Annotated in this window: 1 protein-coding gene; it reads right to left on the bottom strand. The window is 67.0% G+C overall.

Annotation, left to right across the window (positions count from 1 at the left end; genetic code table 11):
• Positions 1 to 503 (bottom strand): IS5 family transposase (locus DKT69_RS00035; protein WP_109799575.1); only part of this gene is annotated, 503 nt, incomplete at its 3' end.
• Positions 504 to 549: the final 46 nt, after the last annotated feature.

The raw sequence follows: 549 nt of genomic DNA, 5'->3' as shown, positions 1-549 counted from the left end.
AACTGGGGGTTGTCGCCGGCCTGGCCCGGGGTGAGCAGGATCGACAACGGCCGTCCACGACCCTCGACCGCGAGGTGGATCTTCGTACTCAGTCCGCCGCAGGACCGGCCGATGGCTTCACCGTCTTGCGCATCAGGCGTCGCCAGACTTGCCGGGGAGCCCCCTTTTTTGCGGGCGCCAGCAGCATGCTGGTGCGCCCGTACGATCGACGAGTCGACGCTGATCTTCCACTGCACCGGTGTGCCATCGTCATGAACCTGCGCCGCGGCGAGGATTCGATCCCAGGTCCCGTCGGCGGTCCAGCGCCGCAGACGCTCGTGGCAGGTCTTCCACGGGCCATACCGTTCCGGCAGGTCCCGCCACGGCGCACCCGTGCGCAGCTTCCACAAAATCCCATTGATGACCTGCCGGTGATCCCGCCACCGCCCCCGACCGCTGCCCGGCTCCGGTAGCAGCGGCGCGATCACCGCCCACGCCTCATCGGTCAGTTCACTACGACGCACCACCGACACATCGTCAGCGATCAACCACTACAAGATCGGCAGGACA

Source organism: Micromonospora sicca (genome assembly GCF_003172935.1).
Classification (GTDB): domain Bacteria; phylum Actinomycetota; class Actinomycetes; order Mycobacteriales; family Micromonosporaceae; genus Micromonospora; species Micromonospora sicca.
This window is presented reverse-complemented; position numbering and strand designations above follow the sequence as displayed.